21 protein-coding genes are annotated in these 25341 nt (G+C 69.8%); 13 read left to right on the top strand and 8 right to left on the bottom strand.

Going from position 1 to position 25341, the window contains the following annotated elements:
- Positions 1-227 precede the first annotated feature (227 nt).
- The 3 genes from DID99_RS32995 (at position 228) to mmsB (ending at position 4105) form a co-directional block, all read left to right on the top strand.
- The gene (locus tag DID99_RS32995) at positions 228-1547 is read left to right on the top strand and encodes an MFS transporter (RefSeq protein ID WP_124668374.1); all 1320 of its coding nucleotides are present in this window, start codon (positions 228-230) and stop codon (positions 1545-1547) included.
- Between the two features lie 124 nt (positions 1548-1671).
- Positions 1672-3198, top strand: a complete 1527-nt coding sequence (locus DID99_RS32990) for a CoA-acylating methylmalonate-semialdehyde dehydrogenase (protein ID WP_044843899.1) — start codon at positions 1672-1674, stop codon at positions 3196-3198.
- Between the two features lie 16 nt (positions 3199-3214).
- Positions 3215-4105, top strand: coding sequence for a 3-hydroxyisobutyrate dehydrogenase (gene mmsB / locus DID99_RS32985; protein ID WP_124668373.1), 891 nt, complete (start codon positions 3215-3217; stop codon positions 4103-4105).
- A gap of 119 nt (positions 4106-4224) precedes the next feature.
- On the opposite strand, the gene DID99_RS32980 is transcribed toward mmsB, so the two are convergent.
- From DID99_RS32980 to DID99_RS32965, 4 genes are all read right to left on the bottom strand, one after another.
- On the bottom strand, positions 4225-4557 hold the full coding sequence (locus DID99_RS32980; protein WP_044843897.1) for a hypothetical protein: 333 nt from the start codon (positions 4555-4557) through the stop codon (positions 4225-4227).
- A 241-nt stretch (positions 4558-4798) separates the two neighbouring features.
- The gene (locus DID99_RS32975; RefSeq protein WP_124646601.1) at positions 4799-7255 is read right to left on the bottom strand and encodes a cytochrome c; all 2457 of its coding nucleotides are present in this window, start codon (positions 7253-7255) and stop codon (positions 4799-4801) included.
- A complete protein-coding gene (locus DID99_RS32970; protein ID WP_044843895.1) occupies positions 7245-7751 on the bottom strand; it encodes a (2Fe-2S)-binding protein in 507 nt (168 codons plus the stop codon). Before DID99_RS32970 ends, DID99_RS32975 begins: the two co-directional genes overlap by 11 nt.
- Before the next feature lie 183 nt (positions 7752-7934).
- Entirely contained in the window at positions 7935-9098 is a 1164-nt protein-coding gene (locus DID99_RS32965) for an FAD-dependent monooxygenase (RefSeq protein WP_044843894.1), read from the bottom strand.
- 298 nt (positions 9099-9396) lie between these two features.
- Here DID99_RS32965 and DID99_RS32960 point away from each other — a divergent pair, with 298 nt between their 5' ends.
- The 5 genes from DID99_RS32960 (at position 9397) to DID99_RS32940 (ending at position 15261) form a co-directional block, all read left to right on the top strand.
- The gene (locus DID99_RS32960; RefSeq protein WP_124668372.1) at positions 9397-10149 is read left to right on the top strand and encodes an Asp/Glu racemase; all 753 of its coding nucleotides are present in this window, start codon (positions 9397-9399) and stop codon (positions 10147-10149) included.
- Between the two features lie 26 nt (positions 10150-10175).
- Positions 10176-11006: an alpha/beta fold hydrolase gene (locus tag DID99_RS32955; RefSeq protein ID WP_124668371.1), complete on the top strand. Its 831-nt coding sequence runs from the start codon at positions 10176-10178 to the stop codon at positions 11004-11006.
- A 40-nt stretch (positions 11007-11046) separates the two neighbouring features.
- Entirely contained in the window at positions 11047-12087 is a 1041-nt protein-coding gene (locus tag DID99_RS32950; RefSeq protein ID WP_124668370.1) for a 2,5-dihydroxypyridine 5,6-dioxygenase, read from the top strand.
- Positions 12088-12106: 19 nt separating this feature from the next.
- Positions 12107-12754 carry an isochorismatase family protein gene (locus DID99_RS32945; RefSeq protein WP_124668369.1) on the top strand — a complete coding sequence of 216 codons (648 nt, stop codon included), beginning with the start codon at positions 12107-12109 and terminating at the stop codon, positions 12752-12754.
- Between the two features lie 224 nt (positions 12755-12978).
- Positions 12979-15261 carry a molybdopterin cofactor-binding domain-containing protein gene (locus DID99_RS32940; RefSeq protein ID WP_124668368.1) on the top strand — a complete coding sequence of 761 codons (2283 nt, stop codon included), beginning with the start codon at positions 12979-12981 and terminating at the stop codon, positions 15259-15261.
- A 36-nt stretch (positions 15262-15297) separates the two neighbouring features.
- Here the strand turns inward: DID99_RS32940 and DID99_RS32935 are convergent, their stop codons facing one another.
- The gene (locus tag DID99_RS32935; RefSeq protein WP_124488416.1) at positions 15298-15744 is read right to left on the bottom strand and encodes a MarR family winged helix-turn-helix transcriptional regulator; all 447 of its coding nucleotides are present in this window, start codon (positions 15742-15744) and stop codon (positions 15298-15300) included.
- A gap of 535 nt (positions 15745-16279) precedes the next feature.
- On the opposite strand from DID99_RS32935, the gene DID99_RS32930 reads away from it, so the two are divergent.
- Both DID99_RS32930 and DID99_RS32925 read left to right on the top strand, forming a co-directional pair.
- Complete coding sequence (locus DID99_RS32930) at positions 16280-17587, top strand: MFS transporter (RefSeq protein WP_124646600.1); 1308 nt, start codon at positions 16280-16282, stop codon at positions 17585-17587.
- A gap of 455 nt (positions 17588-18042) precedes the next feature.
- The gene (locus DID99_RS32925; RefSeq protein WP_044843886.1) at positions 18043-18807 is read left to right on the top strand and encodes a DUF4397 domain-containing protein; all 765 of its coding nucleotides are present in this window, start codon (positions 18043-18045) and stop codon (positions 18805-18807) included.
- A gap of 60 nt (positions 18808-18867) precedes the next feature.
- Here DID99_RS32925 and DID99_RS32920 read toward each other — a convergent pair whose 3' ends face one another.
- Together DID99_RS32920 and DID99_RS32915 are read right to left on the bottom strand one after the other, a co-directional pair.
- Complete coding sequence (locus DID99_RS32920; protein WP_124668367.1) at positions 18868-19434, bottom strand: DUF3005 domain-containing protein; 567 nt, start codon at positions 19432-19434, stop codon at positions 18868-18870.
- A 195-nt stretch (positions 19435-19629) separates the two neighbouring features.
- The gene (locus DID99_RS32915) at positions 19630-19902 is read right to left on the bottom strand and encodes a hypothetical protein (RefSeq protein ID WP_124488412.1); all 273 of its coding nucleotides are present in this window, start codon (positions 19900-19902) and stop codon (positions 19630-19632) included.
- Positions 19903-20158: 256 nt separating this feature from the next.
- On the opposite strand from DID99_RS32915, the gene DID99_RS32905 reads away from it, so the two are divergent.
- From DID99_RS32905 to DID99_RS32895, 3 genes are read left to right on the top strand one after another with little or no spacing between them, the layout of a single operon-like run.
- Positions 20159-21691, top strand: coding sequence for an NCS1 family nucleobase:cation symporter-1 (locus tag DID99_RS32905; RefSeq protein WP_124668366.1), 1533 nt, complete (start codon positions 20159-20161; stop codon positions 21689-21691).
- Between the two features lie 22 nt (positions 21692-21713).
- Complete coding sequence (locus tag DID99_RS32900; protein WP_124521136.1) at positions 21714-22442, top strand: aspartate/glutamate racemase family protein; 729 nt, start codon at positions 21714-21716, stop codon at positions 22440-22442.
- Between the two features lie 24 nt (positions 22443-22466).
- Positions 22467-23639 (top strand): LysR family transcriptional regulator, encoded by a 1173-nt coding sequence (locus tag DID99_RS32895; protein WP_124668365.1) that lies wholly within the window; start codon positions 22467-22469, stop codon positions 23637-23639.
- Positions 23640-23749: 110 nt separating this feature from the next.
- On the opposite strand, the gene DID99_RS32890 is transcribed toward DID99_RS32895, so the two are convergent.
- A complete protein-coding gene (locus DID99_RS32890) occupies positions 23750-25318 on the bottom strand; it encodes an MFS transporter (RefSeq protein WP_124668364.1) in 1569 nt (522 codons plus the stop codon).
- Positions 25319-25341: the final 23 nt, after the last annotated feature.

Below are 25341 nucleotides of genomic sequence, written 5' to 3'. Positions count from 1 at the left end.
GGGCTTACGGGTACCGCGACGACGAATACTTCTTCCTCAAGATCCGCGCCGCGTTCCCCGGTAATCCTCGATGAACCAAAAAAAAGCAGGTGTCTCGGGGCCAGGTGCCGATATGCATAAATGCACATCCAACCGGCTTTCTTGTCGGTACATCATGGATCCGCGCATAACTATACTCGACCGTGACCTGCGGACCATGAGCCGCGGGCAATAAATACGGAGACACCATGCAGACGCGATCCACCCTCGATGAGCATGCAGCCATCGCGACGCCGGCGCCCGCCCGCACCGCGCGGCACTACCTGCTGGCCGGCTGGGCCAGCATGGCCGGCACCACGATCGAGTGGTACGACTTCTTCCTCTACGGCACGGCCGCCGCGCTCGTGTTCAACCGCATCTTCTTCCCGTCGCTGGACCCCGTCGTCGGCACGCTCGCCGCGTTCGGCACGTTCGCGGTCGGCTTCATCGGCCGGCCGATGGGCGGCATCGTGTTCGGCCACTTCGGCGACCGCATCGGCCGCAAGTCGATGCTGATGATCACGCTGCTGCTGATGGGCGTGCCGAGCATGATCATCGGGCTGATCCCGTCGTACGACCGCATCGGCTACTGGGCCGCCGCGCTGCTGATCGCGATGCGCTTCCTTCAGGGGATGGCGGTCGGCGGCGAATGGGGCGGCGCGGTGCTGATGGCCGTCGAGCACGCGCCGAAGGGCCGCAAGGGGCTGTTCGGCAGCCTGCCGCAGACGGGCGTCGGGCTCGGGCTGATCCTGTCGTCGGTCGCGATGGCCGCGGTGGCCGCGCTGCCGGAAGCCGACATGCTGTCGTGGGGCTGGCGCGTGCCGTTCCTCGCGAGCATCGCGCTGGTCGGCCTCGGCTGGTTCATCCGCGCGAAGGTGCCCGAGTCGCCGGACTTCGAGAAGATGCAGCGCCAGGGCAAGGCCGAGAAGTCGCCGGTGACGGCCGCGCTGCGCCGCCATCCGCGCGAGGTGCTGACGATCGTCGGCGCACGCGCCGCGGAAAACACCTGGTTCTACATGGTCGTCACGTTCGCGCTCGCGTATGCGACGCAGCAGCTGCATCTGCCGAAGGCCGAGATGCTGCACGCGATCACGGCCGGCGCGGCGTTGTCGCTCGTCACGATGCCGCTGTGCGGGCATCTCAGCGACCGCATCGGCCAGCGCCGGATGTTCGCGATCGGCCTCGTGCTGATGTGCCTGTTCGCGGCGCCGTTCTTCCTGATGCTCGGCACGCAGCAGACGGCGACCGCATGGTGGGCGATCGTGCTCGGCCTCGGCATCGTGTTCCCGATCCTGTATGCGCCGGAGTCGCTGCTGTTCGCGCAGCAGTTCCCGGCGGAAATCCGCTACAGCGGCATCTCGCTGTCGGTGCAGCTCGCCGGCGTGATCGGCGGCGGCTTCGCGCCGATGATCGCGACGTCGCTGCTCAAGGCCGGCGGCGGCCAGCCGCATTACGTGATCGCTTACCTCGTCGGCTTCGGCGTGTTCGCGCTCGCGTGTACCGCGTTGATGCGTCCGGCGCGTGCGTAAGCATCGGCCCGCAGCGATCCGCATCGCCCCGATTTCAGTTCGACCTGCCGTCCGTCGTGGCCGCACGCGCGACGGACGCAGCCCCCGTTTTTTCTTCGCACCACCGTTTCCCGGAGAGAGTTCCATGAACGCCGCAGTTCCCCAGACCACCCTCGCCCTGCCCACCGCCAAGCTGCTGATCGACGGCGCGTTCGTCGAATCGCAAAGCGCCGAATGGGGCGACATCGTCAACCCCGCGACGCAGGAAGTGATCGGCCGCGTGCCGTACGCGACGCTCGACGAGGTCGATGCCGCGATCGCGTCCGCGCAACGCGCGTTCCAGACCTGGAAGACGACGCCGATCGGCGCGCGGCTGCGCATCATGCTGAAGTTCCAGGACCTCGTGCGCCGCAATCTCGAACGGATCGCGCACACGCTGACGGCCGAGCAGGGCAAGACGCTGCCCGACGCACAGGGCGACATCTTCCGCGGCCTCGAAGTGGTCGAGCATGCGTGCTCGATCGGCACGCTGCAGCAAGGCGAATTCGCGGAGAACGTCGCGGGCGGCGTCGACACCTACACGCTGCGCCAGCCGATCGGCGTGTGCGCGGGCATCACGCCGTTCAACTTCCCCGGCATGATCCCGCTGTGGATGTTCCCGATGGCGATCGTGTGCGGCAACACGTTCGTGCTGAAGCCGTCGGAACAGGATCCGCTGTCGACGATGCAGCTCGTCGAACTCGCGATCGAGGCCGGCGTGCCGCAGGGCGTGCTGAACGTCGTGCACGGCGGCAAGACCGTGGTCGACCGTCTGTGCACGCACCCGGACATCAAGGCGATCTCGTTCGTCGGCTCGACGCGCGTCGGCACGCACGTGTACAACCTCGGCAGCCAGCACGGCAAGCGCGTGCAGTCGATGATGGGCGCGAAGAACCACGCGGTCGTGCTGCCCGATGCGCACCGCGAGCAGTCGATCAACGCGCTGGTCGGCGCAGGCTTCGGCGCGGCCGGCCAGCGCTGCATGGCGACGTCGGTCGTCGTGCTGGTCGGCCAGGCGCGCGACTGGCTGCCCGAGCTGGTCGAGAAGGCGAAGGCGCTGAAGGTCAACGCCGGCGCCGAAGCCGGCACGGACGTCGGTCCGGTCGTGTCGAAGGCGGCGAAGGCCCGCATCCTGTCGCTGATCGACGCGGGCGTGAAGGAAGGCGCGACGCTGCTGCTCGACGGCCGCGACGTGAAGGTGCCCGGCTACGAGCAGGGCAACTTCGTCGGCCCGACGATCTTCTCGAACGTGACGACCGACATGTCGATCTATCAGGAAGAAATCTTCGGGCCGGTGGTGGTCGTGCTCGAAGCCGACACGCTCGACGACGCGATCGCGCTGGTCAACCGCAACCCGATGGGCAACGGCGTCGGCCTGTTCACGCAGAGCGGCGCGGCCGCGCGCAAGTTCCAGAGCGAGATCGACATCGGCCAGGTCGGCATCAACATCCCGATCCCGGTGCCGGTCCCCTACTTCAGCTTCACCGGCTCGCGCGGCTCGAAGCTCGGCGATCTCGGCCCGTACGGCAAGCAGGTCGTGCAGTTCTACACGCAGACGAAGACGGTCACCGCGCGCTGGTTCGACGACGACGCGACGGCCGGCGGCGTGAACACGACGATCGCGCTGCGCTGATCAAGGAAGCCTGCACATGGAAATCGCATTCATCGGACTCGGCAACATGGGCGGCCCGATGGCCGCCAACCTGCTCAAGGCCGGCCACGCGCTGACGGTGTTCGACCTCGACGCGAACGCGGTCGACGCGGCGGTGCGCGCGGGCGCGACGGCGGCCGCGTCGCCGCGTGACGCGGCCGCCCGCGCGTCGCTGGTGATCACGATGCTGCCGGCCGCGCAGCACGTGCGCGCGGTCTACCTCGGCGACGACGGCGTGCTGGCCGGCGCGCGTGTCGGCGCGACGTTGGTCGACTGCAGCACGATCGATCCGGACACCGTGCGCGCGATGGCCGACGCCGCCGCGCAGCGCGACTTCCCGTTCGCCGACGCGCCGGTGTCGGGCGGCACCGGCGGCGCGCAGGCCGGCACGCTGACCTTCATGGTCGGCGCGCAAGGCGCGCTGTTCGAGCGCATCCGCCCGGTACTGCTCGACATGGGGAAGAACGTCGTGCACTGCGGCGGCACGGGCACCGGGCAGATCGCGAAGATCTGCAACAACCTGCTGCTCGGGATCTCGATGATGGGCGTGGCCGAAGCGATGGCGCTCGGCGCCGCGCTCGGCATCGATCCGGCCGTGCTGGCCGGCATCATCAACACGTCGACCGGCCGCTGCTGGAGTTCGGACACCTACAACCCGTATCCGGGCGTGAACGACGCGGCACCCGCCGCGCGCGGCTACTCGGGCGGTTTCGCCGCGAACCTGATGCTGAAGGATCTCGGGCTCGCGACCGAAGCCGCGCGCAGCGCACGGCAGCCGGTGTGGATGGGCGCGCTCGCGCAGCAGCTCTATCAGTCGATGAGCCAGCACGGGCTCGGCACGCTCGACTTCTCCGCGTGCGTGAAGCTGTACGAGGCGCAGCCCGCGTAACGCGGCCGGGTAACGCGGCCGGCGGACGTGCGACGGCCCGCGCTGCCCGTCAACGGCATCGCGGGTCGGTTCACATCCGGAGCAGTGCGGAGGTTACGGCCGCGCGGGCGGCGCGGCGCTTATCCGCGCGGGTTCGACGCGGTCTCGAAGGTCGGATGGCACTCGAACGCGAGTTCGGAGCGCGCGTCGACGCGGCGGCCGCCGGTCACCGACTCCTGCTTCAGGCTCGCGCGCATGCCGCGCTGCGTGCAGTAGTTGGTCGCTTCGTCGACAGCTTTCGCATGGGCGTCGGCCCACGTCGTCGACACGCCGAGCGTGCGCGTCGTCACGGTGAAGACGTTCGGATTCGATGTCGTGGTCACGTCGGAAGCGGTCGAACATGCGGCGAGCAAGCATGCAACGGCCGCGATGGTCAACCCTCGCAGGGATCGAAAAGATAGAGCAATGGACATGGGGGGCAAGCGCGCGTCGATTCGACGGCATTGAGCAACATAGGCGACAGTATGCCTGCCCGATCGCCGGAGATCATGCCCTTTTCAGTGAACACATTGTTTCGAATGGTTAAACGATGGGGTGCTGCCGGCAAGATTTGCGGCCCGCGTCACGCCCGTCGTTGCGCAGCGTGTCGCTTTTCCCGGCTTCTCGGCCGACGCACGGTTTCTGCCCGGCGACCGGCATCGGCGGTCGCGCCGGTCAGTGCGCACGCGCCTGCCGGATTCTCGCCGAAGCCTCCTCCAGGCTTCGCCACGCCGGTTGGCCGGGCGCATAGCGCGCGCGGATGTATGCGGCGAGCTCGGCCATCTGCCGGTCGTCGAACGCGTCGCGGAAGCCGGGCATGTAGCCGAGCCCGTCGGTGGCCGGATGGTCGATCCCGTCGTGCAGCACGCGCAGCAGGTTGTCGGGCGCAGCCTGGCTGACGCTCGTGTTGAGCCCCATCAGCGGACGCACGCCGAAATGCCCGACCCCGCCCGTCTCCGCGTGACAGACCGCGCACGCGGCATCGAACGCGCGCCGGCCGCTCTCGAGGCCGAGCGTCGCGACCGCTTCCGCACCGCGTGCATGGCGGGTCGCCGCGTCGACGGCCACCGCGGCATCGACGGGCGGCGACAGCGACGCCAGATAATGCGCGATCGCCCGGACGTCCGATTCGGGCAGCGCCGCGAGCCCCGCGACGACCGGCGCCATCGGCCCGGCCGCGACGCCGTGCTGCGCGGAGAAGCCCGTGCGCAGGTAGTCGAACAGCGCGCCTTCGGTCCACGGCACCGGCGACGCCGGCGACGCGACGAGCGGCGGCGCGACCCATCCCTCGGCCTCGCCGCCGGCCAGATATGCGCGGCCGCCCCGTTCCGCGCCGAGCGCGTTGCGCGGCGTATGGCACGCGCCGCAGTGCCCGGCGCCGTCGACCAGATACTTGCCGCGATTCCACGACGCGGAGCGCGCCGGATCCGGCACGAACGCCCGCGCGTCGTGAAACAGCCAGTTCCATCCGGCGACGAGGCGCCGCTGGTCGAGCGGGAACGGCAGCTTCGTCTTCGGCGGCGCATGCTTCACCGGCGGCTGCGACATCAGGTATGCATACAGCGCGAGCAGGTCGGGCTCGCTCAGCTTCGCGAACGCGGTGTACGGAAACGCCGGATACAGATGCGAGCCGTCGCGCCCGATGCCTTCGCGCATCGCGCGCGCGAACGCCGGATACGACCATGCGCCGATGCCGGTTTCCGGATCGGGCGTGATGTTGGTCGTGTAGATCGTGCCGAACGGCGTGTCGAGCGCGAGACCGCCCGCATTGGCCGCGCCGCCCGGCGCGGTATGGCAGACCGCGCAATCGCCGGCGAGCGCGATCAGGCGGCCGCGTTCGAGCGTCGCCGCGCTCCACATCGCGCCGTCCGCGCCGCCGGGTGCGACCGGCGCAATCGGGGCGATCGGCGCCGGGCCCGGCAGGATCGCGCAGGCCAGCCCGATCAGCCCGCCGACGACCCCGCCCGCGCCGCCACCGGCCAGCCAGCGGCGCCAGCGCGATGACGCGCGGCGCGGCGCGCCGGAACGGCGCTCGCCGACATCGGCCGGCTCAGGGCGGGCCAGCGCGTCGCGAATGCGTGCGGCGTCGAACGGCGGCGCGCGAAAACGCACGCCCGTCGCGTCATGCAGCGCGTTCGCGATCGCGGCCGCCGCCGGCGCCACCGCCTGTTCGATCCGTTGCGCGTCGTATGCCGACAGCGACCGGGCGCGACCGACTCCCGGCTCTGCGTCGTCGAACGCGACGAGTTCATGCGCGATCGCATCCGGCGCGACATCGCCGCCGGTCTCGTCATGCGCCGGCCGTGCGGACAGCCGCGCGCCCATCACGCGCGAAATCGCCGCTTCGATCTGCCACGCGGGCAAGCCCGCCATCGACGCCTGCCCGGGCTCGCCCGCGCCCTGCCCGGCGACGACGCGGCGCACCGCGACGTCGCCCGTCGCGCGATCGACGTCTAGATCGACCACCCAGGCGGACCAGTGCCGATCGTTGTCGCGGCCCGCGTCCGCGTGCGGGTTTTCGCCTGCGGACGGCGCCTCGAGCGCGCCCGCACCATCGAATGCAAAGCCGCGCCCACTGAGGCGGTCCTGCGCCGCTGTATGGGCACGGCCCGTGGCCGGTTCGCCCCACGCCGCGCGTTCACTGACCATCCGGATGATCTCGCGCGGCCCGGCATCGCGCGACGCATCGAGATGCTGCAGGCGCAATGCGACCGGATCGCGCCGCAGCGCACCGGCCAGTTCGTCGACGAACGACTCGCGCGCGAACACGTGTGCGTGGCCGGGAATCGCGTGGTGGACGTCGGCCATCTCGATCGACGTCTGCGCATGTCGATAGACGAACGGCGACGACCGAGCCGATGCCCCGCCCTGCGCCGCCGCGCGCCGCGCATCCGGTGTCGTGCCGGCCTTCGCGCGATAGCGCCACGTCGTCATCCGCCCATCGGCGGCGGTCCGCGTTTCGAGCTCGAACGACGCGTGCGCACGCGCATCGCCGATCGGCCATTCGTAGTGTGCGCGGTGCATGCGCGCCGCGTCGTCCGCACGCCGCGCCAAACCGGCCGCCGCTTCATCGCGCCGCACATCGCTCGCATCGGCTTCGGGCTGCGCGGGCACGCTCAGGTCATGCTTCATCGCCGTCGTCCCGCAGATAGCGCGCGGCCCGATGCACCGCGCGGATGATCTCCAGATGCGTGCCGCAGCGACAAAGATTGAAGCGCAGCGCGTCGCGGATCGCCGCATCGTCCGGTGACGGATTACGGTCGAGCAGCGCCTTCGTGCTCATGATCATTCCGTTCAGGCAATAGCCGCACTGCGCGGCCTGCTCGTCGATGAACGCGCGCTGGATCGGATGCGGCGCGTCGCGCGAGCCGAGCCCTTCGAGCGTCGTCACGTCGCGCCCGTGCGCGGCGGCGGCCGGCACGACGCACGCGCGCGTCGCCTGAGCGTCGACCAGCACCGTACACGCGCCGCACTGCCCGAATCCGCAGCCGTACTTCGGGCCGTTGAGCGCGCAGTCGTTGCGCAGGACCAGCAGCAGCGGCGCGTCGGGCGCGGCAGCGTCGAACGTGTGCGGCGTGCCGTTCACGCGAAACGCGAGCGGCCGCGACGGGGAAGCGGGATGGGACATGAAGGGATCCGGAATGCGGGGCGCGGGCCGGCAGGCCGTGTTGGGGCCGGCAGCGGGCAAGGCCGCCGGCTCGCGACGGGCCGGCGTCGCGCGCAGCGCTCACGTATAACACGCCGAAATGCGTACCGCCGCATCGATCACCGATACGGCGGCGCGGCATCCGGCGCGGACACCGCATGCGCGTCAGGCGACGGCCGCCACGTTGCCGCGCGACGGCGACGGCGACACCAGCGGCACGTCGAACACGTCGTAGCCGAACACCCACGACGGATCCTCGTTGGTACGCAGCCACGTGTTGTTGTGCGACACGAGCTGCACCTTCGACGCGCGTGCCGCGCGGTTCGCCTCGTACAGCGCGAACGCACCCGCGTAATCGCCGATGCCGACTTCGTCGAGGCAGCGCGCGAGCATCGCCGCATCCTCGATCGCCATCGCCGCGCCCTGCGCCATGTGCGGCTTCATCGGATGGCATGCGTCGCCGAGCAGCACGAGACGGCCGCGGCTCCACAACGGCAGCGGGTCGCGCTCGAGCAGCGGCCACTTCGTGATCGACGGCGACACGTCGATCAGATGCTGGATGTCGGCGTGGAAGCCGGCGAACGCCTCGCGCATTTCATCGCGGCTGCTGTCGACCATCGACACGCCTTCCGGCCACTCGGCCTGCGGCACGCCGGTCACGTAGTAGTACTCGTCGCGCTTCTCCGTCACGTAGTAGACCATCATGTGGCGATCCTCCGACCACCATTTCACGCACATGTCGTACGGCTTGTTGCCGAGCAGCGAGGCCGGGAACACCGCGCGATGCGCGACATAGCCCGTATAGCGCGGCGGCTCCGCGCCGAGCAGATGCTCGCGGATCCGCGAGTTCACGCCGTCCGCGCCGATCACGATGTCGGCCGTCTCGACGCTGCCGTCGGCAAACGTCAGGCGCACCGCGTCACCCGTGTCCTCCACCGCCGCGAGCCGCTTGCCGAAGCGGATCGTGCCGGGCGTCACAGCCTGCGTCATCAGCGCGTGGAAATCGCCGCGATGCACGGTCAGGTAGCTCGCGCCGTAGGTCCTGCGCGCGTAGTCGCCGAGCGGAATCCGCGACAGCACGTCGGCCGTCTGCCAGTCGCGGCTGTACCAGCAATCCGGATGCGAACCCATCGTCTCCAGCGCGTCCTCGCAGCCGATGCGCCGCATGATCTTCATCACGTTCGGGCCGAGATGGATGCCCGCGCCGAGGCGCGAGAACGCCGGCGCCTGCTCGTACAGCGCGACGTCGTAGCCGCCGCGCTGCAGCAGCGCCGCGGCGGCCGTGCCGCCGAGACCGGCGCCGATGATTGCGATACGGGGTTTGCTCATGCGGATCTCCTGATCGTGAGCCCGGCGCCGGACGCGGCACGAGAACGGGCGGATTGAATGGCGTTTATGTAGCGTACACACTCAATTTATTCAAGACAAGGGGATTATTTCCGGTGGCCACCCCATCCGGGAAAACACCAATAAAACCTCATATACATCCGAAAATGAACGATCCACGCCTGAAAGGAATCATTTTGACCCATTGTCATTTTCAAATGTACACACTAGACTTTCCCCGAAACCAGGCGATCCCGCGCCAGCGTGCCGCCCCACCCTTACCGACACGGAGCCTCCCGTCATGAGCAAGACCTACCGCATCGGCCAGATCGTGCCGAGTTCCAACACGACGATGGAAACCGAGATTCCCGCGATGCTGCGGTTGCGCGAGGCGATCCGGCCCGAGCGCTTCACGTATCACTCGAGCCGGATGCGGATGAAGAAGGTCGTCAAGGAAGAACTCGCGGCGATGGACGCCGAGTCCGACCGCTGCGCGGTGGAACTGAGCGATGCGCGCGTCGACGTGCTCGGCTACGCGTGCCTCGTCGCGATCATGGCGATGGGCCACGGCTATCACCGCGTGTCGCAGGCGCGCCTCACGAAGCACACGGCCGACAACGGCGCGCAGGCGCCGGTGCTGACGAGCGCGGGCGCGCTCGTCGATGCGCTGAAGGTGATCGGCGCGAAGCGCATCGTGGTGGTCGCGCCGTACATGCTGCCGCTGACCGAGCTCGTGGTCGACTACATCCGCAACGAAGGCTACGACGTGATCGCGTATCGCGCGCTCGAGATCCCCGACAACCTCGCCGTCGGCCGCCACGACCCGGCGCGCCTGCCCGACATCGTGAAGACGCTGCCGTACCAGGACGCCGATGCGATCGTGCTGTCCGCGTGCGTGCAGATGCCGTCGCTGCCGGCCGTCGCGAAGGTCGAGGCGATGACGGGCAAGCCCGTGATCACGGCCGCGATCGCGACGACCTACGCGATGCTGCGCGAACTCGATCTCGAACCGATCGTGCCCGGCGCCGGCGCGCTGCTGTCCGGCGCGTATTGAGCGCCCCGCTACTTCGGAGCATCGCCATGTCCTCGACTTTCCTGTACGGCGCGAACGTCCGCGCCAACGGCATCCGCCAGCACTACCTGCGCTACGGCGGCGCCACGGGCGCGCGCGCGTCGCGCCCCGCGATCGTGCTGATTCCCGGCATCACGAGCCCCGCGATCACCTGGGGCTTCGTCGGCGAGGTGTTCGGCGCGGCATTCGACACCTATGTGCTCGACGTGCGCGGCCGCGGGCTGTCCGACGCGTCGCCGTCGCTCGACTACGGCCTCGATGCGCAAGCCGATGACATCGCGGCGTTCGTCGCCGCGCTCGGCCTGCCGCGCACGAGCCTGGTCGGCCATTCGATGGGCGCGCGGATCGCCGCGCGCGCGGCACGGCGCGGCGTCCGCGGGCTCGAATCGGTCGTGCTCGTCGATCCGCCGGTGTCGGGCCCGAACCGCCGCGACTATCCGGGCAAGCTGCCGTGGTACATCGACTCGATGGCGCTCGCGCGCGCCGGCACCGACGCCGAAGGGATGCGCGCGTTCTGCCCGACCTGGACCGATGCCGAACTGCAACTGCGCGCCGAGTGGCTGCATACCTGCGACGAGCGCGCGGTGCGCACGTCGTACGAAGGCTTCCACACCGACGACTTCCACGCGGATGCCGCGCAACTGGCCGTGCCGTCGCTGCTGATCACGGCCGAGCGCGGCGACGTGGTGCGCGACGACGACGTCGCCGAACTGCAGCGTGCGACGCCGTCGATGCGGCACGTGCGCGTGCCCGATGCCGGCCACATGATCCCGTGGGACAACGCGGCGGGCTTCTACGCGGCGTTCGGCAACTTCCTCGGCGCGCCGCTCGCGGCCTGAATTCTCCCCCCTTCCCTTCACGCCATTACCGGAGCCGACGATGCCAGTCAGCGACTATCAACTGATCGACGCGTGGAAGCAGGTGCTCACGCTGTCGCGCCTCGAACCGGGCCAGACCGTCACGATCCTGACGAGCGCGGCCACTCATCCGCAGACGCTGTCGTGCGCGCTGATCGCGACGCAATCGATGGGCGCGATCGTCAACCGGCTCGACCTGCCGCCGGTGAACGGCGAGAAGGCGTTCAGCCGCGACCCGCTCGCGTATCTCGGCACGACGCCGCTGACCGGCAACCGCGCCGCGATCGCCGCATTGCGCGAGAGCGACCTCGTGCTCGACCTGATGACGCTGCTGTTCTCGCCCGAGCAGCACGACATCCTGAAATCCGGCGCGAAGATCCTGCTCGCGGTCGAGCCGCCCGAAGTGCTGGTGCGGATGGTGCCGACACTGGCCGACCGCACGCGCGTGCTCGGCGCCGCGAAGAAGATCGCCGCCGCGCGCGAGATGCGCGTGACCTCGGCGGCCGGCACGGCGCTCGTGTGCCCGCTCGGCGATTTCCCGCCGACCGCCGAATACGGCTTCGTCGACGCGCCGGGCCGCTGGGACCACTGGCCGAGCGGCTTCGCGCTGACCTTCCCGAACGACCGCACCGCGCGCGGCACGATCGTGATCGATCGCGGCGACATCCTGCTGCCGCAGAAACATTACGTGAGCGAGCCGATCGCGCTGACCGTCGAAGGCGGCTATGCGACGCGCATCGAAGGCGGCGTCGATGCCGACCTGCTGCGCGACTACATGGAAACCTTCGCGGACCCGGAAGGCTATGCGATCTCGCACATCGGCTGGGGGCTGCAGCCGCGCGCGCGCTGGTCGACGCTCGGCCTGTACGACCGCGAGGCGACGATCGGGATGGATGCGCGTGCGTTCGAAGGCAACTTCCTGTTCTCGCTCGGCCCGAACAACGAAGGCGGCGGCACCCGCACGACCACCTGCCACATCGACATCCCGCTGCGCCGCTGCACGGTCGAGCTCGACGGCGAAACCGTCGTGCGCGAAGGCCGCGTGACCGATCAACCCGCCTGACCGACGAGTGCCCGACACCATGACCGATCTTTCCCGCCACGCCGAAGCAAACGTCTACCGCCAGCAGGGTTTCGGCACGCCGCTGCCGCCGCACGGCAACATCGGACTGCTGATCGTCGACTTCGTGGTCGGCTTCGCCGATCCCGCGACGTTCGGCGGCGGCAACATCGCGCCGGCGATCGCGCACACGACGCGGGCGCTCGCGCTCGCGCGCGCACGCGGCTGGCCGGTCGCGCACAGCCGCATCGTGTACGCGGACGACGGCAGCGACGACAACGTGTTCTCGCTGAAGGTGCCCGGGATGGCGACGCTGACCGAGCACCATCCGAACAGCGCGATCGTGCCCGAACTCCCGCCTGCCGCCGGCGAACTCGTCGTGCGCAAGACCGTGCCGTCGGCGTTCTTCGGCACGCAGCTCGCGCCGTGGCTCGCGCAGCGCGCGGTGCAGACGCTGCTCGTCGCGGGCGCGGTGACGAGCGGCTGCGTGCGCGCGAGCGTGGTCGACGCGATGTCGCACGGGTTCCGCCCGCTCGTGCTCGCCGATTGCGTCGGCGATCGCGCGATCGCGCCGCACGACGCGAACCTGTTCGACATGCAGCAGAAATACGCGGCCGTGATGCCGCTCGACGATGCGATCGCGGCGATCGATGCCGTGCACGCGCGCTGAGCCGCCGCGCCGATCGCGGGCGGTGCGGCACGGGTGGTACGAACGGCAGCCGTGCCCGCGCCGGCGCGCGATTGACGCTGCGCTTTTGTCGGCCTAGATTGACCGCGTGCGCCATCGCGCACGCCCGGGCCGTCGCCCCGTGCGCGGCACGCGGCAGCAGCGCCGCCGCCGCAGGCGCTGCGACCGGCCGCCGGTCGCGCCCTCCCCGACAGGACACCTGAACCGTGAACCGCTCCGAACTGCTTGCGCGCGACGGCTGCCTGACCGTGATCCGGCCGCCCGCGCCGCCGCCCAAGCCGGCGCCCGGCCAGCCGGGCAGCCTGTCGTCGTACGTGCCGGCGCAGCCCGAGGTGTTCGTCGCGATCCTCGACGATGGACGCATCCTCGCGTTCAACGGCCACGTCGACCTCGGCACCGGCATCCGCACGTCGCTCGCGCAGATCGTGGCGGAGGAGCTCGACGTGCCGGCCGCGCGCGTGACGATGGTGCTCGGCGACACGGCCGCGACGCCGAACCAGGGTCCGACCATCGCGAGCGCGACGATCCAGATTTCCGCGACGCCGCTGCGCTGCGCGGCCGCGCAGGCACGCCACGCGCTGCTGGCGCTGGCCGCCGAGCGCTTCGGTGTCGACCCCGCGCAACTGAGCATCGACGACGGCACGATCGCCGCACCGGCCGGCGGGCACACAGCAACGTTCGCCGCGCTTGTCGCGGCGCGCCGCATCGCGCTCACGCTCGACCTGAACGCCCGCACGAAGGATCCCGCCCGCTACCGGATCGTCGGCCGGTCGTCGCCGCGCGTCGACCTGCCTGCGAAGGCCACCGGCCAGCTCACGTTCGTGCATGACATGCGCGTGCCGGGCATGCTGCACGGCCGCGTCGTGCGGCCGCCGTATGCGGGCCACGACAGCGGCGCGTTCGTCGGCACGTCGCTGGTGGACGTCGATCGCGCGTCGGTCGCCGACGTGCCCGGGCTCGTGGCGGTCGTCGCGCTCGGCGACTTCGTCGGCGTCGTCGCCGAGCGCGAGGAACACGCGATCCGCGCGGCACGCCAGCTGCGCGTCGCGTGGCGCCCGCACCCTGCGCTGCCGCCGCTCGACACGCCCGCGGCCGCGATCGCCGCCGCGCCCGCGCAACGCCGGTTGCTGCTCGACGAAGGCGACGTCGACGCGGCACGCGCGCAACCCGGCACGATCACGCTGTCGCGCACCTATGCGTGGCCGTTCCAGATGCACGGCTCGATCGGCCCGTCGTGCGCGCTCGCCGACTATCGCGCACCCGGCGACGGCCGGATCACCGTATGGTCCGGCACCCAGAACCCCGTATCGCTGCGCTACGACCTCGCGACGCTCGTGGCGCGCGACGAAGCCGATATCGACATCGTGCGGATGGAAGCGGCCGGCTGCTACGGCCGCAACGGCGCGGACGACGTCTGCGGCGACGCGCTGCTGCTGTCGCGCGCGGTCGGCCGCCCGGTGCGCGTGCAGCTGTCGCGCGCGGACGAGCATCTGTGGGAACCGAAGGGCGCCGGGCAGCTGATGCAGGTGACGGGCACCGTGACGCGCGACGGCCGCCTGCTCGGCTACGACTTCACGACGCGCTATCCGTCGAACGACGCGCCGCTGCTCGCGACGCTCCTGACCGGCGCGATCGCGCCCGAACCGCGCGTGTTCGAAATGGGCGACCGCACCGCCGTGTCGCCGTATGAAAGCCCGAACCGCCGCTTCGTCTGCGAGGATCTCGCGCCGCTCGTGCGCGCCTCGTGGCTGCGCGGCGTGTCGGCATTGCCGAACACGTTCGCGCACGACGCGTTCGTCGACGAATGCGCGACGCTGGCCGGCATCGATCCGCTCGCGTTCCGGCTGCGCCATCTCAAGGACACGCGCGCGACCGAACTGCTGCAGGCCGTCGCCGATCGCGCGGGCTGGACGCCGCGGCGCGTGGATCGCGGAAATGAAGCGGCAGCAGCGCGCGTCGTCCGCGGACGCGGCGTCGCCTACGCACGCTACGTCCACAGCCGCTTCCCCGGTTTCGGCGCGGCCTGGTCCGCATGGATCGTCGACCTGAGCGTCGATCGCGTGTCGGGCGAGATCCGCATCGAACGCGTGACGGTCGGCCAGGACACCGGCACGATGATCAACCCCGACGGCGTGCGCCACCAGATCCACGGCAACGTGATCCAGGTATTGAGCCGCACGCTGAAGGAACGCGTGCGGTTTGCCGACGGCAAGGTCGCGTCGCGCGAATGGGCGAGCTATCCGATCCTGACGTTCGACGAAGTGCCGGACGTCGACGTGGTGCTGATGCCGCGGCAAGGCGAGCCGCCGCTCGGCGCGGGCGAATCGGCGTCGGTGCCGGGGCCCGCCGCCGTCGCGAATGCGCTGTTCGATGCGACCGGCGTGCGCTTCTACGCGCCGCCGTTCACGCCCGAGACGGTGCGCGCCGCGCTGCGCGAGGCCGGCCGGCTTCCGGCTACCGAAGCGAGTGTCGCAGCAAGCGCCGCATGAGGCCGGTTTGCGTCGAGGGCCGGACGGCGCCGCGCGTCACGCGTCGCCGTCGGCCTCCATCATCTTGCGCAGCAGGTACTGCAATGCGACGCGTTCGCCCGGATTGAGCGGCCCGTACGTGCGCTCGGTCACCTGCCGCGCGAACGGCACCGTGCGGTCGATCAGCGCGAGGCCCGCCGCGGTCGCGCGCACGATCAGCTTGCGGCCGTCGTTCGGGTCGGGCAGCACCTCGATCAGCGCGCGCGTCTTCAAGCGCTCGACGACGCCGCGAATGGTCGCCTGGTCGATCGCGGTCGCCTTCACGATGTCGTTCAGCGAACACGCCTGCTTTTCCTTGACCGCGCACAGCGCGACGAACTGCGCGGCGGTCAGGTCCGAATCGGGGATCGCTTCCTGGAAGATCGCGACGTGCCGCTGATAGGCACGGCGCAGCAGGTGCCCGACCTGGTCGTGAAAGTCGTAGGAATCCTTGGAAGACGCCATGAAGATGAAGGCTCGCGCGGCATGAATGGGAAAGGCAAGCAGTGTACACCCTCAAATCGGTGCATCCGGTCACGCGGCCGCTGCTTCGTTGCGGTGCGTCAGGGTTCGTGGCGCCCGACCCGCGTCGCGCCCGACAAGCGCCCGACCATGTCGGCCTGCTCGCGGACATCGCCGCTGCAACGCCCGCGGCTCGCGCGATCCGGCGGGCTGCCGGACGCGCGCGCTCCGAACGCCGAAGCACTGGCGTGCACACACTCCACTTTTGAGCGTATACGCACGAATTTCGTGCATACCTCCGGATGAGAAAAATCATGTTGGCATGTGCAAATTTCCAGATTAATCCCCGAAAAATTCCGGGTTTATCTGGTTTATCGATCGATCCTGGCGCGTTCACTTTCATGCCTGCGCGATTCCGTATTTTCTAGTGTGTACGCTATGTAATTGGCGTGCTATACAGACTCCAGCGCGCGGCGAACCTTCGCTCGCGTCGAACGGCCACCCACTTCATCCGTCACATTCGAACAGGGGCAATCCCATGTCTACCGCACACCCGAGCGCCGCCGTCTCCGCCGACGACACGCTGCACGGCGCGCTCTACCGCAAGGTCACGCTGCGCCTGATCACGCTGTTCTGCCTGTGCTATTTCGCGGCCTATCTCGACCGCATCAACATCGGGCTCGCGAAGCTGCAGATGCTCGACGCGCTGAAGTTCAGCGACACCGTGTACGGGCTCGGCGCCGGCCTGTTCTTCGGCGGCTACATCCTGTTCGAAGTCCCGAGCAATCTGGTGCTGCAGCGCGTCGGCGCGAAGCTGTGGATCGCACGGATCATGATCACGTGGGGCCTGCTGTCGGGCGCGACGATGTTCGTGCATACGCCGATGCAGTTCTACGTCGTGCGCTTCCTGCTCGGCGCCGCCGAAGCCGGCTTCCTGCCCGGCGTGCTGCTGTACCTGACCCAGTGGTATCCCGATGCGCGCCGCGCACGCATCGTCGCGCTGTTCATGGTCGGGCTGCCGCTGTCGAGCATGATCGGCAGCCCGATTTCCGGCTGGATCATGCGTGCGTTCGACGGCGTGCACGGGCTCGGCGGCTGGCAGTGGCTGTTCCTGCTCGAGGCATTGCCGTCGGTGCTGCTCGGCTTCGCGGTGCTGCGCTGGCTGCCCAACAGCATCGAGACCGCGCGCTGGCTGAACGCGGACGAGCAGCGCACGCTGCGCGCGAACCTCGACGCCGATCCGTCCGGCAACAAGAGCCACGCGCTCGGCCGCGCGTTCTCCGATCCGAAGGTGTGGGCACTCGGCCTCATCGATCTGTGCGTGCTGCTCGGGCTGTATGCGGTGAGCTTCTGGCTGCCGACGATCCTGCGCGACACCGGCGTGAAGGACGCGTATCACATCGGCTGGCTGATGGTGATCCCGAATGCCGCGGCCGTGCTCGCAACGCTGTACTGCGGCGCGAGCTCCGACCGTGCGCGCGAGCGCCGCTGGCATATCGTCGTGCCGTTCCTGGTGTCGGCCGTCGCGCTCGCATTCGCCGCCGCGTCGTCGCACGGCACGCTCGCGACCGTGCTGCTGTTCTCGCTGATCAACGCGGGCGCGGCCGCCGCGATGCCGGTCGTCTGGGCGCTGCCGTCCACGTTCCTGAAGGGCTCGGCCGCCGCCGGCGGGATCGCTTTCGCGTGCTCGATCGCGAACCTCGGCGGCTTCGGCAGCACCTACTTCATCGGCTGGCTGCGCGATACGTTCCATTCGCAAAGCGCGGGGCTGTACGGCTTCGCCGCATGCATGCTGGTCGGATGCGCGCTCGCGCTCGCGTATCCTGCAAAGCTCGTGAACCGCTGATGCGCTCCATGCGCGCGGCGACCCGAGGTCGTCGCGCGCGATTCGCACAATTCGCACGACTCTCCACGTATCGATGCGTGCCCAACGATACGCGCGCTGCCCCCCCCTCTCGCCCTTCCGCATTCGTCGCAGCGCCCCCGGCTGACGGCTTGAACAGCTTTCCTGGGCGCCGCACTTGCGCACAGGTCGCCTCGCGACGTGCCGCACTGCCTTTTTACAAACACGTCACCTCGCGCGCGCGTTCGCGCACGGCATGCCGCAGCCTCCCCGCGCAGCTTCGCGCCACACCGGCGCGTACGCGTGTCCCGCCGTGCAGGCACGTCGTTTGCGAGATCAACGCGCCCGCCCCTCGGGCGGACGGCAATCCTTCCTTCAACCCGGCGCTGCGCACCGCGCGAGTCCTCGCGCGGCGATCCCGCATCGCAAGCAGGATTCCCCCTGAACGAGAGGACGACATGAAATCCATACGAACGATAGTGGCCCTGTGCTCGGTCATTTCCGTACTCACGGCGTGCGGCGGAGACAGCAACGACGTCGGCACCGTGCTCGGCATCTCGAAGCCGCAGGCGCGCTTCATCAACGCGGTGCCGGCCGGCCCGAATCTCGACTACTACCTGAACGCGAAGCTCGATGCGTCGGGTGTCGCGTACAAGGGCGTGACCCGTTATCACGACATCGATTCGGGCACGCAGACCGCCAGTTACGACGTATCGGGAACGACCACGACCGTCGCGTCGCAGTCGTTCGGCGCGGCGAACGGTCACCACTACACGACCATCGCATTGCCGAGCACCTCGTCGGCGATTTCGCTGATCGACGATCCGTTCGACAAGAAGCTGCTGTCCGACAAGGCGCGCGTGCGCAGCTTCAACGCGTCGCCGAACACGCAGAACGTCGACGTGTACGTCGTGCCGCCGGGCACCGACATCAACACGCAAAGCCCGACGCTGGCGGGCGCCGCGTATCAGAACGCCGTGCCGGCATCCACACAGGATTCCATCTACCTGAATGGCGGAACCTACCAGGTGATCGTCACGACGGCCGGCAGCAAGGCGCCGATCCTGAAAACCGCGCCGGTCGCGATCAACAACAACGCCGACTGGCTGCTGGTGACGATTCCGGCGGGCGGCATCGGCGACGTGACGCCGAACGACATTCACGTGCTCGTCGCGCAGGGCAACGATGCGGACACGTCCGCGCAGGAACTCGGCCCGCAATGACGGACAGCGGCTTCGGCGGACCGCCGGCCGGCGGTCCGCCCGGCCGCCCTCGCTACGTCGTCAGTCGGTCCGCTCGAGACGGATCACGTGCTCGACCCGCGTGCCGTCGCCGTGCTCGACGTCGACATCGCCGATATGCCGGACGCGCCAGCCCGGCCGCGTCGCAATCTGCGGCACGTTGCCGCCCGGCCGGCTCTCGATGCCGCCGAGCCCTTCGTCGGGCGTCTCGACCGCGTCGTCGAGCGACGCATTCGAATAGATCACGTTGTCGTGCCACTCGGTCGCGCCGCTGCGCGCCTCCATGCCCTTGCCGTCGACGTCGACCGTGTTGTCGGTCATCGCCATGTTCGCGTTGTCGAGCGTCACGATCCTGCCGCTGGCGCGACGCACCGGATCGCCGCTGTCGACCGCATGCGCGCCGACGTCGATCGGCGGCAGGCCGGTCGGCGTCTTCGCCGCGACGGCCTCAGGGGTCAGCGCCCGCTTCGTGACCTCGGCGGCTTCGGCGACCTCGGCGGCCTGGGTCGCCGCATCGGGCATGTCGCCGGCCGCCGGCGTCTTCACCGGGCTCTTCGCGATCTGTTCGCGCTGCTGTTTCGGGGTTGGGTTCGATTCCGCGTTGTGCATCGCACCTCCTGTTCCGGACGGCGTGCGCCGGGGGGATGCAGCCGGCGCCGGTCCGGGAATCGCTACAACGGTCGTTGCAAATCTTTCACGCGCGCGCGGCGCCGCCCACGCGTGCCCTGCGACACGCGTGCCGCGCCGACAGCCGTCCCGGCGGCACGCGGGCGACGGGCCCGCGCATGCCGCCCGCGCCGACGGTCAGCCGCCGCTTGCGCCCGCGGGCGCAGAAGCGGCGCCCGGCATGCTCGCCGGACCGCCGGTCATGCCGCTGCCGGCCGTGCCGCTGCCCGGCATGCCCGACGGCGCGGTGGACGGCGCCGGCGCCATGCTGCTGGTGGAGCCGGTTGAGCTCCCGCCGGTAGTGGTGTCGCTCTCGCTCTTCTTCTGGCAACCCGCACCCGCCGCCAGGCCGGCAATCAGGATGCCGGCGAAGACGACCCGCGATACGTGACGAATGGAATATCGCTGCATGACACCTCCGCTGATGTCGACTGGATGGAGACCTGTGGCGAGCAATGCGCGTGCCGTCCATCTCCTCCATTGCCACCGCCGGCGACCCGGCCCCATTCATTTTTCAAATGCCCCCCAGCCGAATATTTAATTTCCCATCGCCGCGACGGCCACCCATACTCGCGAACAAATCCGAGACATAACGTCCACGGCGGCCGGGCCTGCGCTGCGTGCACACGCTGCCGGTTCGCGCCCCGCACACGGAAGGAGACAACGCGTGCAACTGGAAGCCACCCACCGCGCGGGCATCGTGCTCGGCGCGGACGACGCATTGCATCGAACCGGTACCGCCGCGCGCGACCCCGCGCTGAGCCCCCGGCTGCACAACCCCGACCTCGCGCCGACCAAGGCGGAGGGCCGCACCTGGGGCCGCTACAGCATCTTCGCGCTGTGGACCAACGACGTGCACAACATCGCGAACTACTCGTTCGCGATCGGGCTGTTCGCGCTCGGCCTGTCGGGCTGGCAGATGCTCGCATCGCTCGCGATCGGCGCGGTGCTCGTGTACGGCTTCATGAACCTCACCGGCTACATGGGCCAGAAGACCGGCGTGCCGTTCCCGGTGATCAGCCGGATGAGCTTCGGCATCTACGGCGCGCTGTTGCCCGCGATGATCCGCGCGGTGATCGCGATCGCATGGTTCGGCATCCAGACCTACCTCGCGTCGGTCGTGCTGCGCGTGCTGCTCACCGCGATCTGGCCGGGCCTCGCCGCGTTCGACGAGAACGCGATCTGCGGGCTGTCGACGCTCGGCTGGGTGACGTTCGTCGCGATCTGGCTGGTGCAGATCGGCATCCTCACCTACGGGATGGAGATGGTCCGCAAGTACGAAGGGCTCGCCGGCCCGATCATCCTCGTCACGACGCTGTCGCTCGCCGCATGGATGTTCAGCCGCACCGGCGGCCATCTCGCGATGTCGATCGGCAAGCCGATGACCGGCCTGAAGATGTGGACCGAAGTGTTCGCGGGCGGCGCGCTGTGGCTTGCAATCTACGGCACGCTGGTGCTCAACTTCTGCGATTTCGCGCGCGCGTCGCCGAGCGCGAAGACGGTGCGGGTCGGCAACTTCTGGGGCCTGCCGGTGAACATCCTGGTGTTCGCGACGATCAGCTTCGTTCTCGCGGGCGCGCAGTTCAAGCTGAACGGCCAGATCATCCACAGCCCGACGGAAATCATCGCGACGGTGCCGAACAAGCTGTTCCTCGTGCTCGGTTGCCTCGCATTCCTGATCGTGACGGTCGCGGTCAACATCATGGCGAACTTCGTCGCGCCGGCCTTCGTACTGACGAGCCTCGCGCCGCACCGCCTGACGTTCCGCCGCGCGGGCCTGATCAGCGCGACGGTCGCGGTGCTGATCCTGCCGTGGAACCTGTACAACAGCCCGATCGTGATCGTCTACTTCCTGTCCGGCCTCGGCGCGCTGCTCGGCCCGCTGTACGGCATCATCACGGTCGACTACTGGCTCGTGCGCAAGCAGCGCGTGAACGTGCCGGACCTTTATACCGAAGCGCCGAGCGGCGCGTATTTCTACACGCGCGGCGTGAACCGCAAGGCGATCGCGGCGCTCGTGCCGTCCGCGCTGATCTCGATCACGCTCGCCGTCGTGCCGGCCTTCAGCGCGATGACGCCGTTCTCCTGGCTGCTCGGCGCGGCCATCGCGGGCAGCGTGTACTGGCTGACGGCCGATCGCAAACGGCAATACGACGAGCGCTCGGGCGAACCCATCGCGGTCGCCTGCGCCCGACACTGAACGCAGCATACGGAGTGCACCGATGAGAATCCTGGTAGTCAACGTCAACACGACCGCGTCGATCACCGACGCCATCGCCGCGCAGGCGCGGGCCGCCGCGTCGCCGGGCACGGAGATCGTCGGGCTGACGCCGCGCTTCGGCGCGGAATCGGTCGAAGGCAACTTCGAGAGCTACCTCGCGGCGATCGCCGTGATGGACCGCGTGTTGAGCTACGACGAGCCATACGACGCGGTGATCCAGGCCGGCTACGGCGAACACGGCCGCGAAGGGCTGCAGGAACTGCTGACGGTGCCGGTCGTCGACATCACCGAAGCGGCCGCGAGTATCGCGATGCTGCTCGGCCACCGCTACTCGGTCGTCACGACGCTCGACCGCACGGTGCCGCTGATCGAGGATCGCCTGAAGCTCGCCGGACTCGACGCGCGCTGCGCGTCGGTGCGCGCGAGCGGTCTCGCGGTGCTCGAGCTCGAGGAGAACCCTGCCCGCGCGATCGAGTCGATCGTCGACCAGGCCGCGCGCGCGGTGAAGGACGATCGCGCGGAAGTGATCTGCCTCGGCTGCGGCGGGATGGCCGGCCTCGACCGGCAGATCGAGGAATGCACGGGCGTGCCCGTCGTCGACGGCGTGTCGGCCGCGGTCGCGCTCGCGGAATCGCTGGTGCGCCTGAAGCTGAAGACGTCGAAGGTCCGCACCTATGCGCCGCCGCGCCCGAAGCGGATCGTCGGCTGGCCGGGCACCTTCGTCAAATGACGGGCCGCGGGAACGCGTAGCGACATGCGGGACGCACCGGCGCCGAACGACCTGTCCCTCGATGCGTCCGACGCAAGGGCTGCGCTCGACGGTCTGGACGCGCGCCTGATGCGCATCCTGCTCGTGCTGCTCACCGAGCGCACCGTGTCGCGCGCGGCCGTGCGGCTGAACATGTCGCAGCCGGCGACGAGCGCCGCGCTCAAGCGGCTGCGCACGCTGCTCGGCGATCCGCTGCTGGTGCGCAGCCGCTACGGCATGGTGCCGACCGAGTTCGGCGCGCGGCTGATCGAGCCGCTGCGCAACGCGCTGCGCGTGATCGACTTCATCCGCATCCAGCAGCCGACCTTCGACGCGCGCACGTCGGTGCGCACCTACCGGATCGGTTGCCCCGATTACCTGAACGTGCTGTTCGTGCCGAAGCTCGTCGCGTTGTTCCGCGAACGCGCGCCGAACGCGCAGCTCGTGTTCCATCCGCTCGGCGACGGCTACGACGACGAACGCGCGCTCGCCGACGGCGAGCTCGACGTCGTGATCGACAACCGCCCTGCCCGCCTGTCGCGGTTCCGGCAGGACGACCTGTTCGACGATCGCGTCGTGTGCCTGATGCGCGCCACGCATCCGCTCGCACGGCGCGGCGCGATGACGGCCGCCGAATTCGCGCGCGCCGCGCAACTGTGCCCGACACCGTCGTGGCTCGAAGCGTCCGGCGCGATCGACCGGCAGCTCGAACGCGTCGGCCTGCAGCGGCGGATCGTCGTCACGCTGCCGCACTTCGAACTCGCCGCGCATGCGCTCGTGCGCTCCGACCTGATCCTCACCACCACGTACCGGCTCGCACGCCACTACGCGAAGCTGCTGCCGCTCGGCGCGGTGGCACTGCCGGCCGAGCCGCCCGAGATCGTGTACCGGATGACGTGGAACGAGTCGGGCGCCTGCGTCGACGGCGTGCGCTGGCTGCGCGGGCTGATCGCGGAGGCGACGCGCGGCTGGCTCGACGCGGAGGCCGCGCAGCCGGCCGTCGCGGCGGTTGCCGCGAATGCGGATGCGGATGCGCGGGCGAATGTGCCGATCGCCGACGCCCCGCCGGAACCGACCCGACGCACGCGCCGCCGGCAGGCGACGCACTGCGGTGCATCGCAACGGCCGCGTGTCGCGCGCGCGGTGCGCGTTCATCGCATCACGACGAAGTCGCGCTGAATCGATCGCCGACGACATCCTGAACACGCTGCGCGAAACCGGAACGCGCAAGCCCGGCGGCTCCGTATCGTCGCGTGCAACGAGCGAGGCATGAACGCCCGCCGCACGCATCACGCGTCGCGCATCGGTTGCGCAAGCAACTTGTATGCGATGACGGCGACGGCAAGCGCGAGCACGCCGCTGACCGTCAGCGCCGCGGCGAATCCGCTCGCGAAGGCCGCGGGTGCCGCATCGGCAAGCGTGCGCGCGGCCGACGGCGGCACGTGCGCGAGCGCCTGCGCGAGATCGCCGGCCAGCAGGCTCGACATGAACGGCGCGTCGACGAACGCGCGCATGCCCGGCGCGGCGGACAGCAGCCGGTCGAGGTGCGCGTGCGTGCTGGCGGCCAGCACCGCGCCGAGCACGCCGACGGCCGTCACGATCGCCGAGAAGCGCGTGGTCGTGCTGATGCCCGACGCCATCCCGGTACGGCCCGGCGGCACGCACGCCATGATCGCCTTCTGCGTGTCGCCGTTCATGATGCCCGCGCCGCAGCCGGTCACGAACATGCCGAGCGCGACGAGCCGGTAGTCGCCGCCGGCCGTCAGCGCCGCGGTCGCGAGATTGCCCGCGCCGATCAGGGCGAGCCCGCCCGCCAGCACGCCGCCGGACGATACGCGCGCGGCGAGCAGGCCGCCGAGCGAGGGCCCGGCGATCATCGCGAACGCGAACGGCAGCATCCCGAGCCCCGCGTCGATCGCGGACATCCCGAACGCGTTCTGCAGGTACAGCGGCAGGAACGTCATCATCACCTGCGCGCACGCCGCATAACCGAACATCGCGAGCACGGCACCGACGAAACGCGGCTGGCGGAACAGCGCCAGATCGATCATGGGCCGCGCCTGCCAGCGCTCCGCGCCGATGAACGCGGCCAGCAGCGCGGCGGCCAGCGCGAACCGGCCGAGCGTCGCGGCCGACAGCCAGCCATGCGACGGCGCGCCGATCAGCGCCGCGATCGCGCAGGCGAGCGCCGCGCCGAACAGCAGGCTGCCGGCGGCATCCACCCGTTTCGCGTGCGGATCGCGCGACTCGTCGATCGCGACGCGCGCGCCGGCCGCGAGCAGCGCGCACACCGGCAGGTTCAGCAGGAACACCCAGCGCCAGCCGATCCACTGCGTGATCGCGCCGCCGACCAGCGGCGCGACGGCCGTCGCGATCCCCATGCACATCCCCCAGATCGCCCACGCACGCGCCCGTTCGCGTCCGTCCGGAAAGCGGTTCGCGATCACCGCGAGCGCGGCCGTCAGCAACAACGCGGCCCCGCCGCCCTTTGCCGCGCGCGCGGCGATCAGCCAGCCGGCCGACGGCGCGATCCCGCACCCGAGCGACGCGAGCGAAAAGAGCGCGAGCCCCGCGCCGAGCATGCGTTTGCGTCCGAAGCGGTCCGCCAGCCCGCCGGCCGGCAGCAGGCATGCGGCGAACGCGGTCATGTAGGCGCTCACGACCCATTCGATGTCGGCGAAACTCGCATGGAAGCCGCGCGCGATGCTCGGCAGCGACACGGCGACGACGTTCGTGTCGAGCACGATCAGCGAGCACGTCGCCGACGCGACCGCGAGCGTCGCGGCGGCCGGCAGGCGGGTGCCCGTGCGCTCGGCGGCAGGCGCGCCTGCGCGCGGGGCGGGAGAAGACTGGGACATCGACGGCTCCGGAACAAGAGGAA

Origin of the sequence: Burkholderia sp. Bp8986, from assembly GCF_003854225.1 — a bacterium.
GTDB lineage: Bacteria > Pseudomonadota > Gammaproteobacteria > Burkholderiales > Burkholderiaceae > Burkholderia.
The sequence above is the reverse complement of the archived record's forward strand: the minus strand, read 5'-3'. Positions and strand labels throughout refer to the sequence as shown.